Raw genomic sequence first — 13,186 nt, 5'->3', positions numbered from 1 at the left:
ACCCTTAACGTGCGTTAGTTCACCGTCCACCCATCGTGGAGGCCCCATGCGCCCGCGCCGCACCCTTGCCGCGCTCGCAACCGCCACCGTCGCCGTGACCGCCACGGCCGTCGGCGTCGCACCCACCGCGGCCAGCGCCGCGCCCACCGATCTCTTCATCTCCGAGTACGTCGAAGGCTCGTCGAACAACAAGGCGATCGAGCTGTTCAACGGCACCGGCACCGCCGTGGACCTCGCGGCCGGCGGATACCAGCTCCAGCTCTACTTCAACGGCTCCACCACGCCCACGAACCTGGCCCTCACGGGCACGGTCGCGGCCGGTGACGCCTTCGTCTTCGCCGCCGCCTCGGCCGCGCCGGCCATCCTCGAGCGGGCCGACCAGACCACCGGCGCCAGCCTGTTCAACGGCGACGACGCGATCGTGCTGAGTCGGGGCGGCACCGTGCTCGACTCGATCGGTCAGGTCGGCGTCGACCCGGGCACCGAGTGGGGCACGGGCCTCACCAGCACCGCCGACAACACGCTGCGCCGGTCGGCCGCCGTCACCTCCGGCGACACCGACCCCTCCGACGCGTTCGACCCGGCCGCCCAGTGGGTCGGCTTCGCCGTCGACACGTTCGACGGCCTCGGCACGCACGCCGTCGACGGCGGCGGGCCGGTCGACGCGCCCGCCACGCTCACCTGCGGCCCGGCGCTGGTGACCCCGGCCGGTACGGCAGCCACCCGGGAGGTCACCGCCACCGACCCGGACGACCGGATCGTCGACCTGGCGGTCACCTCGGTCAGCCCGACCCCGGCCACCGGCTCCGTCAGCCGCTCGGCGGTCGTCCCGGCCGACGCGGTCGGCGGCACCGCCCGCGCCACGGTCGGCACGAGCGCCGACCTGGCCGCCGGGGCGTACACCGTGGTGCTGACCTCCACCGACGCGGACGGCGACACCGCCACCTGCACCCTGGCCGTGCAGGTGACCCGGGAGCTGACCGTCGGCGAGGTGCAGGGCCCGACCACCGACGCCGAGTCCGGCCCCGCCGACCGCTCGCCGCTCGCGCCGGCCTCGGGCAACGGCACCAGCAGCACGCTGTACGACGTACGCGGCGTGATCACCCAGCGCACCCTGGCCCGCGACTCGTCGGGACGCGACCAGCACGGCTTCTTCCTGCAGAGCCGTTCCGACGCCACCGACGGCGATCCGACCAGCTCGGACGGCATCTTCGTCTTCATGGGCTCGTTCACCTCGCTGATCGGCGGCTACGTGCCCACGGTCGGCGACGAGGTGGTGCTGCGCGCCCGGGTCTCCGAGTACTACAACTTCACCCAGCTCTCCGGGGCGTCGCTGGTCCGCCGGATCGCCACCGGCGTCGACGTGGACACCGAGGTCGAGGTGACCGACGCCGTGCCGCCGGTCGAGCTGGCAGCCGCGCAGCGCTTCTTCGAGCGGCACGAGGGTGCCCGGATGCGGGTGCGTGCCGGCAGTGGCGCGGTGAGCGGGCGCAACGTCTTCGCCTCCACCGCCGACGGCGAGATCTTCGTGATCGACCGGGACGACCCGCTGCTGGACCGCGCCGACCCGTACGCCCGTCGGGTGTTCCGGGACGCGCACCCGCTGGACAACGACCCGACCCGCCGCTTCGACGACGGCAACGGGCAGCGGATCCTGCTCGGCAGCATGGGCGTCAAGGGCACCACGGGCGACAGCGGCGCGCTGCTCCCGCCCGCGCGCGCGTTCGACACGCTGACCGCCGACGCGGTCGGCGGGCTCTACTACTCGTTCGAGAAGTACGGCGTGCAGGTCGAGGCGGCCACGTTCACGGGCGGAGCCGACCCGTCGGCGAACCACCCGCCGAAGCCCGCCAACCGGGCGGAGGAGATCTCGGTCGCCACCTACAACGTCGAGAACCTGTACGACTACCGCGACGACCCGTTCGACGGCTGCGACTTCGCCGGCAACGCCGGCTGCACCGGGGTACGCCCGCCGTTCGACTACGTGCCGGGCAGCGAGCAGGAGTACCGCGAGCAGCTCACCGCGCTGGCCGACCAGATCACCACCGACCTGCACTCCCCGGACCTGATCCTGGTGCAGGAGGCCGAGGACCAGGACATCTGCTCGGTCTCGGGCGGCGAACTGGTCTGCGGCACCACGGACAACGCGGACGGCGCGCCGGACACCCTCCAGGACCTGGCGCTGGCCATCACGGCTGCAGGTGGCCCGGCCTACCAGGCCGCGTACGACCGCACCGGCGCGGACGCCCGGGGCATCACCGCGGCGTTCATGTTCCGCACCGACCGGGTGTCGCTGGCGACGCCCACCGCCGGTGACCCGCTGCTGGGCTCGACGCCGACGGTGCGGTACCGGGGTGCGGGGCTGCCGGGCAACGCGGACGTGCAGAACCCGAAGGCGCTCAACGCCGTGCTCCCCGCCGACGTGGACACCTCCACCGGCAAGGACGGCGACAACGTCTTCACCCGCGCCCCGCAGCTCGGCAAGTTCACCGTGGCCGCCGCCCCCGGCTCCGCCGAGCGGTACACGCTGTGGGCCGCCAGCAACCACTACTCGTCGGGGCCGGACAGCCGGATCGGGCAGCGCCGGGAGCAGGCCGCGTACGGGGCCGCGATCGTCTCCGCGATCGAGGCGTCGGACCCGCACGCGCGGGTGGTCTACGGCGGGGACCTGAACGTCTTCCCCCGCCCCGACGACCCCATCGCCACGGCGGCGGACCCCACCGGGTCGGACCAGCTCGGACCGCTGTACGAGGCGGGCATGCGCAACCTCTGGGACGACCTGCTCGCCGACGCGCCGTCGTCCGCCTACTCGTACAGCTTCGAGGGGCAGACGCAGACGTTGGACCACCTGTTCGTCAACGGCGCGTTGCACCGGGACCTGGTGGAGATGCGGGCCGCGCACGTCAACGCCGACTGGCCGGCCGACCACGCGGCCGACGGCAGCCGGGGTTCCAGCGACCACGATCCGCAGGTGGCCCGCTTCCGCTCCCGGGCCTCGTTGAGTGTCGGCGACGCGTCGGTGGTCGAGGGCGACCGGGGCACCCGGCCGCTCACCTTCACGGTCACCGTGTCGCGCCCGCTGTCCCAGCCGGTGCTGCTCTGCGCCGCCACGTACGGCACCACGGCCCAGGCCGGCGCCGACTACGACCCGTACGTCGGTTGCAAGGTCCTGGCCGCCGGACAGACCTCCCTGGTTTTCCCGGTGACCGTGCGCGGTGACCAGAAGCGGGAGGCCGACGAGAAGGTGAACCTGGTCGTGGCCGGGGTGCCCGGCCTGCGGCTGGCCGACCCGCTCGCCGTGGGCACCATCACCAACGACGACTGACGTCGCACCGGAGCCCGCCCAGACGGCCCGCCGCCCAGGAACGTCCTGGCCGGCGGGCCGTTCGCTCACCACGGGAAGCGTGGGTCGGGCACGTGCGGCGGGGGCACGCGCGGCGGTGGCGGCACGCGCGGCGGCGGAGGCACACTGCGGTACTTCGCCACCCGCACCTCCCACTGGCTGCGCCGCCGCATGGCGTCGCGGACCCGACGGTCGCGATAGAACGTCTCGGGTGGACGGGCCAACCCGTAGATGTCCGCCCACCACTCACCCGGCTCCGGGTCGAGAATGGTGTCCAGGTGCGAGGGATAGCGACGCCTCGCCCCGTCGCGGGTGTCCTGCCAGTCCCGCATCGGCTTCAGCACCCGCCCGAACTCGTTGACGACGGCCAGCCGGAACCCGGCGACGCCGATGATGCGGCGCAGGAGCAGGATGCTCGGCACCAGCTGCCCCGCCTCGATCCGCCCGACCGTGGCATGGTTCACCCCGGCCCACCGCGCCAGCTCCCGCTGGCTGAGGCTGGCGTACCGCCGAACCGCCCGGACGATGCCCGCCGCCGGCCACGGAGTGTCGAACGGCTCGGTCAACATGACGGGCAACTCCCGTGCACCCGCCGCCTGGTCAAGGTCCGCAGGCTGCGCCAGGCCCGCCGTCTGGTCGAGGCCCACCGTCTGGTCGAGGTCCGCCAGACCCGCCGGATCGTCCGCGTCCGACGGCCCCACGGGAGCCTGCGGCCCGGCTGTGCCCTCCGGCCCGAAGGAATCCTGCGGCCCGACGAGGCGCTGTGGTCCGACCCAACCTGGTGGCCCGCCGGAGCCCGGCGGTCTGCCGGAGCCCGGCGGTCCGATGCCGTCTGGCAGCCCGACGGGGCCCGGCGTTGTGGCGCGGTGGGGCGCCGACCGAGATCCCGTCGGCGCGGTTCGGGCGGCAGCGGGGCCCGGCTCGGTGGCGACGGAATTCGGGGGCGGGTCAGCGGAAGGGCCGGTCATCCGCTCACGGTCCCGGCTGCGGCGCCCGTCCCGCAATCCCGCCCGCTCCGCCTGTGGAAAACCTCGCCGCCTGTGGAAAACCCGCACGACCCTGCCGCATCAGCCCGGCGCACCCGGACCGGCGCTACGGCCAATGTCACCACCCCACCCAAGGTGCCGGCGATGACGCTGAGTGACACAACTAGCTTCTCAACCAATAATCACTCTGAGTAACAGCATTCCGAGCCTCAGAGCAGCCCTGCACACGTTGCAGACGGAGCCAATGGCGTGACCAGCAGGTTTGGCACTCACTGCCCTCAGGAGCAACCAAGCCCCGCGCGCCCTTTGCTCTGCAGCCAGATACGCAACGGCCACTCAGGGTTGCCGGCGCGTATATGGCTGCAGAGCAAAGCGTCCGAAGAACGATGACGTTCAACCACAGGGAAGCTACACAGCGTTACGGAAGGTTGCCGCTGGGAACGTGCCGTGCCGGATGCGGCTGGGCGAGTGGCGAGCATCCAGGTGGCGAGGGCGTGCCGGACGGCGAGGCAACACCGGCACCGGCAGCCAGGCGACGCCGAGGAGGCAGCACCGGCACCGGCAACCTGGCGACCCCAAGGAGGGAGTACCGGCACCGGCGGCCGGGCGACCCCCAGGAGGCAGCACCGGCGGCCGGGCGACCCGAGGAGGCAACACCGGCACCGGCGGCTTACTGGGACATCTCCTGGCGCTGGCGGCGGCGACTTGGACGACGGGTCGGCAGGGTGTGGACTTCGGCCTGACCTCGCTCGGTCACAGACGGGCCGGTGCGGGCCGGTCGAGCCGGACTGTGCGGAGCTGGGCTAGGGCGCGCTGGGCGGGACTGGGCTGGGCTGGGCTGGGCTGGGCTGGGCGGGACTGGGCTGGGCTGGGCTGGGCTGGGCGTTTCATGAGTTGATCTCGGTGTGGATAGGCGTCGAGAATGATCGTGTGGGTCGCGGTGATCCGAGGGACGAAAGGGACAGCAGCATGGCTGCCGACTACTACGACGCCGATACCGAGAACGGCGACCACATCGCCGACCCGTCCGAGGACGCCCTGTACATGCTGCTGCAAGACCTCGACCAGCCCGACAACACCTTCGTCACCATCACCCCCGCCGACGACAGTGACTGGTACGCCTCGGTCTCCCTGCTCGATGACGGCAGCTACGAGGTCGAACGCCGCGACCCCAGCCACCACCAGCACGAACACAGCACAGGAACCAACATCTCCGCGATCGCTAACGACCTGACGATCTGGTTGGCCGGCCGCGACTACCCCGGACGGCTCACCAGCCGATCGTGACTCCTAGAACCACGCCTTGATGCGACGAGCCGAGCGGTGCGGAAGCCGGGGCGGGCGAGCCGGGGCCAGGGCCAGGCGAGCCGGGGCCAGGGCCAGGCGAGCCGGGGCCGGGCGGGCGAGCCGGGGCCGGACGGGCGAGCCGAGGCCGGACGGGCGAGCCGGGGCTGTGCCGGGCGGGCGGCGAGTTGGTCAGTGGCGTTCGCGGAGGAGCCGGGCGGCCTCGACCGCCCAGTAGGTGAGAATGACCTGCGCGCCGGCCCGCCGGATCGACGTCAGCGTCTCCAGCATCACCCGCTCGCGGTCGATCCAGCCGTTCGCGGCGGCTGCCTCGACCATCGCGTACTCGCCGGAGACCTGATAGGCGGCGACCGGGACGTCCACCGCCGCGCGGACGGCCGACACCACGTCGAGGTACGGCAGGGCGGGCTTGACCATCACCAGGTCGGCGCCCTCGGCGACGTCCAGCTCGACCTCGCGCAGCGACTCCCGCAGGTTCGCCGGGTCCTGCTGGTAGGTGCGCCGGTCGCCCTCCAGCGCCGACTCCACCGCGTCGCGGAACGGGCCGTAGAAGGCCGAGGCGTACTTGGCGGCGTACGCCAGCACGGCCACGTCCTGGTGGCCCGCGGCGTCGAGCGCCCGGCGTACCACGCCGATCTGGCCGTCCATCATCCCGGACGGCCCGACCATCCCGACCCCGGCGGCGGCCTGGGCGACCGCCATCTCGGCGTACGCCTCCAGCGTGGCGTCGTTGTCGACGTCGCCGTCCGGGGTGAGCAGGCCGCAGTGCCCGTGCGAGGTGAACTCGTCCAGGCAGAGGTCGCTCATCACCACCGTGGCGTCGCCCACCTCGGCGACGACGTCGCGGATCGCGACGTTGAGGATGCCCTGCGGGTCGATCCCGCCGGAACCGGTCGCGTCCCGCCGCTCCGGCACGCCGAAGAGCATGATCCCGCCGACGCCCGCCTGGACCGCCTCGGCGGCGGCCTTGCGGAGCGAGTCCCGGGAGTGCTGGAGCACTCCCGGGAGCGACGCGATCGCCCGCGGCTCCGTCAGCCCCTCCTTGACGAACATCGGCACGACCAGCTCGGCCGGGTCGACGCGGGTCTCGGAAACCAGCCGCCGGACGGCCGCGTTGCGGCGCAGCCGGCGGGGCCGGATCTCGGGGTACGGCATCACGGGCCTCCTGCTACGGCTAGCGGAACCTCAGGGCGGTCGGCCCCTGCACCTTCGAGCCACGGCGCTGCTTCGCCGGCATGGCGGCGAGCTTCTCGCGCAGCTCCACGGCGTAGGCGGCGAGCGACTCCACCAGGTCGGGGACGGAGGCGTGCGGCGGCTGGACGTCGACCCGCAGGCCGAACTCCGTCGCGGTCTCCGCCGTCTTGGGCCCGATCACTGCGACGACGGTACGGGCGTGCGGCTTTCCGGCGATGCCCACCAGGTTACGCACCGTGGAGCTGGACGTGAAGAGCACCGCGTCGAAGCCACCCGACTTGATCGCGTCCCGGATCTCGGCGGGCGGCGGGGCGGCCCGGACCGTCCGGTAGGCGGTCACGTCGTCGACCTCCCAGCCGCGCTCGGTGAGCCCGGCGGCGAGGGTCTCGGTGGCGATGTCGGCGCGCGGGAGCAGCACCCGGCCGACCGGGTCGAGGATCTCGTCGTGCGGCGAGAACTCGGCGAGCAGCCCGTCGGAGGACTGCTCCCCGGACGGGATCAGCTCGGGCTGGATGCCGAACGCGCGGACGGCGTCGGCGGTCGCCTCGCCGATACAGGCGATCTTGACGCCGCCGAAGTGCCGGGCGTCCAGGCCGTGCTCGGCGAACTTCTCCCAGACCGCCCGTACGGCGTTGACGGAGGTGAAGATCACCCAGGCGTAGCGGCCGTCGACCAGGCCCTTGACCGCCCGCTCCATCTGGGCCGGGGTACGCGGCGGCTCGACCGCGATGGTCGGCACCTCGCACGGAATGGCCCCGTACGCGCGCAGCCGCGCGCTCATCACGCCGGCCTGCTCCTTCGTGCGGGGCACGAGGACCTTCCAGCCGTACAGCGGGCGGTTCTCCCACCAGCTCAGCTTGTCGCGCTGGCCCACACCCTCGCCGACGGTGAGCACCACCCGGCCGGTGAAGCCGAGTGCCGCCGCGACGAACGAGTCCACGGTCGACGTGGTGGTGTACTGCGTCTCACCGGTGCCGTCGCCGGTCACCCCGACGCCCGTGGCACCCTCCACCCCGGCGGCGAGCAGCCCGTCGCGGATCGCGGCGAGGTCGCCGGCGTCCACGGCCAGGGCCAGCGAGCCCCGGCGGACGGCCGCGGCCAGCGCGTCGAAGTCCAGCGTGCTGACGTCCTCGACGTCCGCGGCCGTCCGTACGCCCGGCAGCGGCACGCCCGCGTAGGTCGCCACCCCCTCGGCCTGGCCGACCCCGGGGACCACCTCGAAGTGCGCGGCGGTCCGCGCGACCGCCTGCACCTCCTTGACGACCGAGTCGTGACCGAACGGGTCGCCGGCGACCAGGTGCACCGCGTTCAGCCCGGAACGGGCCGCCGAGATCAGCACCTTCGCCACGTCACCCGGCGCGCCCTCCGCCGGGGTGAACTGGGCGTCCTCCCTGGCCTGGACGCGGACGGCGTCGAGCAGCGACTCGGGGACTCCCCGGTCGTACACCACCTGGTCGGCGTCGACCAGTGCGTCGTGCGCCCGGCGGGTCAGCAGGCCCGGGTCGCCGGGACCGGCCCCGACGAAGGCGATGCGGCCTACAGGCTTACGGGTGCGGGTCATTCTGTGCTCCCAAATTGCTGGGTCCCCGGGCCGGCGTGTCCATCGTGGCCGAGGATCGAGTCGGCGCCGAGTTCGAGGAGTTCGGCGGCGAGTGCCTTGCCGATCTCCGCCGCGTCGGCGGGCGTTCCGGTGCGGGACAGCCGAAGGTCTCTCGTACCGTCCGGACTGATCACCGCCCCGCGCAGATAGATCTCCTGGACGACATCGCCCTCGGCGCCCGAGCCGGTTGGCTCGCCTTCGGCGACGACGGCGTACGCGGCGACCGGAGCGGAGCACCCGGCCTCCAGGGTGGCCAGCAGCGCCCGTTCCGCGGTGACCGCGGCGTGGGACGGTGCGTGGTCGAGTACGGCGAGCAGCTCGACCAGGTCGGTGTCGTCGACCCGGCACTCCACCGCCAGCGCGCCCTGGGCGGGCGCGGGCAGCATCAGCATCGGGTCGAGCGTCTCGGTGATCACGTCGGTCCGCCCGAGCCGGGCCAGCCCGGCCCGGGCCAGGACGACCGCGTCGAGGTCGACCTCCGGGCCCAGCACGCGCGCGAGGCGGCTGTCGACGTTGCCACGGATCGGGGTGACCTCCAGCTGCATTCCGAGGGCGTGCAGCTGGGCGATGCGGCGCAGCGCGCCCGTGCCCACGGTCGCGCCGGGGGACAGCTCGGCGAGCGTACGGCCGTCCCGGGCGACCAGCGCGTCCCTCGGATCCTGCCGGGTCGGCACCGCCGCGACGTGCAGCCCGGCCGCCGCCGCGGTGGGCAGGTCCTTGTAGGAGTGCACCGCGAAGTCGATGGTGCCGGCGGTCAGCGCGTCGCGCAGGGCGGAGACGAAGACGCCGACGCCGAGCCGGTGCACCGGCGCGGACGAGCGGTCGCCGGCGGTGACCACCTCGACCAGCTCGACGGGCCGACCGGTGGCAGCGGTCAGGGCCTCGGCGACGTGGCCGGACTGGGCCATCGCCAGTTTGCTGCCGCGGGTACCGAGACGCAGGGGCGTGCTCATCGCTCACCTCCGGAGGGCGGGACGTCGTCGGAGATCTGGGGGACGCTGTCGACCGGCGAGGTCTGCGGCACCTGGAGGTCGAACAGCTCGCGCAGCAGGGCCGCGTACTGGTCGCCGCCGGGCTCGGCCGCCAACTGGCGTACCCGCACGGTCGGCTGGTGCAGCAGCCGCTGGACGACCCGGTGCACCGTACGGGCCACCTCGGCGCGCTGGTCGTCGGTGAGGTCCGGGCGCCGCTGGGCGAGCCGACGCAGCTCGGCGCCGACCACGTCGTCGGCGCGGCCCCGCAGGGCCGCCACCGTGGGCGCCACGTCGGCGCCGCGCAGCCAGGTGAGGAAGGCGTCGACCTCGCCGACCACAATCCGCTCCACGGCGGCGGTGTCGGTGGCGGCGGGACCGTCGGCGAGCAGCGCCGCCATCCGGTCGATGTCGATCACCTCGACGCCGGGCAGGTCGGCGACGCCCGCCTCCACGTCGCGCGGTACGGCCAGGTCGAGCAGGACCAGCGGGCCCCGCCCGGCGTCGCGCCCGGCGAGTGCCCGGGTCACCACCTCACGGGTGAGGACCGCTTCGGTGGCCGCGGTGGCGGCCACTACGATGTCCACTGTGGAGAGCACGGAGGTCAGCTCCGCCATCGGCGTCGCGCCGGCCCCGTACGCCTCGGCCAGCCGGAGGGCCCGGTCGGCGCCCCGGTTGGTGACAGTCAGCGGCCCGGCGCCCAGCCGGGACAGCGTGGCGACCCCCAGCGATCCCATGGCGCCCGCGCCGACCACCAGGGCGGGACGCCCGGCGAGGTCGCCGTCGAGGTGCCCGGCGGCCAGTTCCAGGGCGGCGGTGACCACGCTCTGGCCGGCCCGGTCGATCCCGGTCTCCGCGTGCGCCCGCTTGCCGACCCGCAGCGCCTGCTGCATCAACTCGTGCAGCAGCCGCCCGGCGGTGTCGGCACCGGTCGCGGAATGGTAGGCGTCCCGGAGCTGGCCGAGGATCTGCGCCTCGCCGACGACCATCGAGTCGAGCCCGGCGGCGACCCGGAAGACGTGGTCCACGGCGGCGGCGTCGAAGTGCACGTAGAGGTGGCTGGCGAGCGCGGCGGGCTGGCAGCCGGCCTGCTCCGCCAGCACGGCGCAGATGTCGCCGAGGCCGCCGTGGAAGCCGGACACGGCGGCATAGACCTCCACCCGGTTGCAGGTGGAGACGATCACGGCCTCGGTCACGTACGGCTGGGCGACGAGACGGTCCAGGGTGCGGGTGAGGTCCGCGGGGCCGACCGCGAGCTGCTCCAGCGTGGCGACGGGAGCGGTGCGGTAGGACGCGCCGACGACGAGCAGTTTCACGTGCCGATCGCCTCCTGCGGGTCGGTGACGGCGAGCCCCCCGGGCAGAGCGGTGAGGGCGGACCCGCCGGTGGCGGGGAGCGCGGTCAACGATGCCTTGCGGTGCTCGTGGAACGACAGGATCTGCAGCTCTATGGCAAGGTCGACCTTGCGCAGGTCGACCCCCTCCGGAACCGAGAGTACGCACGGAGCGAAGTTGAGGATGCTCGTCACACCGGCGGCCACGAGTTGGTCCGCCACCGCCTGGGCGGCCCGGGCCGGGGTGGCGATCACGCCGATGGCGATGGCCTCCTCGACGGCGACCCGGGGCAGCTCGTCGATGTGCCGGACGACCAGCCCGTTGATCTCCTCGCCGACCCGTGCGGAGTCGGCGTCGAAGAGCGCGGCGATCCGGAACCCACGGCTGGCGAAGCCGTCGTAGCCGGCGAGGGCGTGACCGAGGTTACCCACGCCGACGAGCGCGACGGCCCGCCGCTGGGTGAGGCCGAGCACGTACTCGATCTGGTCGACCAGCAGGGCCACGTCGTAGCCGACCCCACGGGTGCCGTACGAGCCGAGGTGCGACAGGTCCTTGCGGAGCTTCGCGGAGTTGACGCCGGCGGCGCTGGCGAGCCCCTCGCTGGACACGGTCTCGTGCCCCGTCTCGGCGAGGTTGTGCAGGGCACGGAGGTATTCCGGGAGCCGCGCGACGGTCGCCTCGGGCAGGTCCGGGAGCGCCGGTACGGCACCGGCCCGACCGGGTGCGCCTGGGTGACGGTGCTGACTCATGAGACTCCGTGCGGTGCGATCCTCAGCCAACTCCACCGGCCGGCCGTTTCGGGACTCCCGCTGGCGACCGAGATTGCCGGCTGTGCTAGCAGGGCGCGTCGGAACTACAGAGTAGGCGCTTGTGAAGGCGTGCACAAATCGCGATCTTGAAAGCTCGCGACACGGCTTCACCAGCCCCTCCATTCCGCAAGATCGATTCAGCGACCTTCGTCGACCGCCGTCCGGCCTCCGGGCGGAGCCGATGGTGCCGGCCGCGCCGATTATTGCTCAATTACGACTTCTCTGACCAATCACGCGACCTACGGCTCGCCCACGATCCGGTCACGGTAGGGCCAGCCCTACGTCGGGAAGGCGGGCCGACGGGATGGGTCGGCCACCCCGCGCTGCCTAGCCTCGTGGCATGACCGCCGTACCCGTCGTCGCCGACCAGCCCGTGCCGGCGCCGACCATCTCCCGACAGCTCCTGCTGGACTCCGGCTACGTGCTGCTGGGCCTCCCGCTGGCCCTGGCCAGCTTCGTCGTCCTGCTGGTCGGCCTCGCTGCCGGGCTCGGGCTGATGGTGACGGTGATCGGCCTGCCGATCCTCAGCGGCACCCTCTACGCCGCCCGGGGGCTCGCCGACATCGAGCGGCTCCGCCTCCCCGCCGTGCTCCACCAGTCCCGGATCCGCCCGCAGTACCGGCTCCCCGAGCCCGGGGCGAGCGCCTGGCGGCGGATCTTCGTGCCGATGGGGGACGCCCAGTCCTGGCTCGACCTCGCGCACGGCATCCTCAAGCTGATCGTGGCCGTCGTCAGCTTCGTGGTCACGCTGGTCTGGTGGGCCGGCGCCGTCACCGGCAGCCTCTACTGGGCGTACGACTGGGCCCTGCCGCGCGGCGGCCCGGACGACGTGGGCCTGCCCCAGCTCCTCGGCCTGGGCGACTCGACCATCGCCCGGATCGGGCTGCACACCGCGATCGGGCTGTTCTTCCTGATCACCCTGCCGATCGTGGCCCGGGGCTGCGCGCTGCTCCAGGCCAGCTTCGGCCGGGCCCTGCTCACCGGCGTGGCCGAGATGCGCAACCGGATCACCGTGCTGGAGGAGCAGAAGCGGGCCGCCGTCTCCGCCGAGGCGAGCGCGCTGCGCCGGCTGGAGCGCGACATCCACGACGGCCCGCAGCAGCGGCTGGTCCGGCTCGCGATGGATCTCAGCCGGGCCCGGCAGCAGCTCGCCTCCGACCCGGAGGCCGCCGCGCGGACCCTGGACGAGGCGGTCACCCAGACCCGGGAGACGCTCGCCGAGCTGCGCGCCCTGTCCCGGGGCATCGCGCCGCCGATCCTGGTCGACCGGGGCCTGCCCAGCGCCCTGGCGGCCCTGGCCGGGCGCGGCCTGATCCCGATCGCGCTGCGGGTGGACCCGGAGCTGGCCAGCCCGGCCGGCCGGCTCGACCCGGCGGTGGAGAGCACCGCCTACTTCGTGGTGGCGGAGGCGCTGACCAACGTCGCCAAGCACAGCCGGGCGACCGAGTGCGAGGTCACCGTGGCCAGGCACGACGGGCGGCTGGAGGTCGACGTCGACGACGACGGGCAGGGCGGCGCCCACCTCGCCAAGGGGCACGGGCTGGTCGGCATCGCCGACCGGGTCCGCGCCGCGGGCGGCCGGCTCTCCGTGTCCAGCCCGGCCGGCGGCCCCACCAAGATCCGCGCCGAGCTTCCGCTGTGAGC

General features: G+C 73.4%; 9 protein-coding genes. 3 read left to right on the top strand and 6 right to left on the bottom strand.

Annotated features, from left to right (window positions below; translation table 11 throughout):
- Positions 1-46: 46 nt before the first annotated feature.
- Positions 47-3,325 carry a lamin tail domain-containing protein gene (locus ACGFIR_RS17725; RefSeq protein WP_393146044.1) on the top strand — a complete coding sequence of 1,093 codons (3,279 nt, stop codon included), beginning with the start codon at positions 47-49 and terminating at the stop codon, positions 3,323-3,325.
- A gap of 65 nt (positions 3,326-3,390) precedes the next feature.
- Here the strand turns inward: ACGFIR_RS17725 and ACGFIR_RS17720 are convergent, their stop codons facing one another.
- Complete coding sequence (locus ACGFIR_RS17720) at positions 3,391-4,044, bottom strand: multiprotein-bridging factor 1 family protein (RefSeq protein WP_393146042.1); 654 nt, start codon at positions 4,042-4,044, stop codon at positions 3,391-3,393.
- A gap of 1,254 nt (positions 4,045-5,298) precedes the next feature.
- Here ACGFIR_RS17720 and ACGFIR_RS17715 point away from each other — a divergent pair.
- Complete coding sequence (locus ACGFIR_RS17715) at positions 5,299-5,616, top strand: hypothetical protein (RefSeq protein ID WP_393146040.1); 318 nt, start codon at positions 5,299-5,301, stop codon at positions 5,614-5,616.
- A 189-nt stretch (positions 5,617-5,805) separates the two neighbouring features.
- Here the strand turns inward: ACGFIR_RS17715 and hemB are convergent, their stop codons facing one another.
- Genes hemB through ACGFIR_RS17690 form a run of 5 tightly spaced genes read right to left on the bottom strand, consistent with a single transcriptional unit; the run spans position 5,806 to position 11,482 of the window.
- Positions 5,806-6,789: a porphobilinogen synthase gene (gene hemB, locus ACGFIR_RS17710; protein WP_393146038.1), complete on the bottom strand. Its 984-nt coding sequence runs from the start codon at positions 6,787-6,789 to the stop codon at positions 5,806-5,808.
- 19 nt (positions 6,790-6,808) lie between these two features.
- Positions 6,809-8,389: a uroporphyrinogen-III synthase gene (locus tag ACGFIR_RS17705; protein ID WP_393146036.1), complete on the bottom strand. Its 1,581-nt coding sequence runs from the start codon at positions 8,387-8,389 to the stop codon at positions 6,809-6,811.
- Positions 8,386-9,381 (bottom strand): hydroxymethylbilane synthase, encoded by a 996-nt coding sequence (hemC, locus tag ACGFIR_RS17700; protein WP_392998208.1) that lies wholly within the window; start codon positions 9,379-9,381, stop codon positions 8,386-8,388. Before hemC ends, ACGFIR_RS17705 begins: the two co-directional genes overlap by 4 nt.
- Positions 9,378-10,715, bottom strand: a complete 1,338-nt coding sequence (locus ACGFIR_RS17695) for a glutamyl-tRNA reductase (RefSeq protein ID WP_392998206.1) — start codon at positions 10,713-10,715, stop codon at positions 9,378-9,380. The genes hemC and ACGFIR_RS17695 overlap by 4 nt, the downstream gene beginning before the upstream one ends.
- Entirely contained in the window at positions 10,712-11,482 is a 771-nt protein-coding gene (locus tag ACGFIR_RS17690) for a redox-sensing transcriptional repressor Rex (protein ID WP_392998204.1), read from the bottom strand. The genes ACGFIR_RS17695 and ACGFIR_RS17690 overlap by 4 nt, the downstream gene beginning before the upstream one ends.
- A 400-nt stretch (positions 11,483-11,882) precedes the next feature.
- Here ACGFIR_RS17690 and ACGFIR_RS17685 point away from each other — a divergent pair, with 400 nt between their 5' ends.
- Positions 11,883-13,184, top strand: coding sequence for a sensor histidine kinase (locus tag ACGFIR_RS17685; RefSeq protein WP_392998202.1), 1,302 nt, complete (start codon positions 11,883-11,885; stop codon positions 13,182-13,184).
- The last annotated feature ends 2 nt before the right edge of the window (positions 13,185-13,186 follow it).

The organism is Micromonospora sp. NPDC049051 (assembly GCF_043197575.1).
Taxonomy (GTDB): Bacteria; Actinomycetota; Actinomycetes; order Mycobacteriales; family Micromonosporaceae; genus Micromonospora.
Note: the sequence above shows the minus strand (reverse complement) of the source record. Positions and strands in the feature narration are given on the sequence as shown.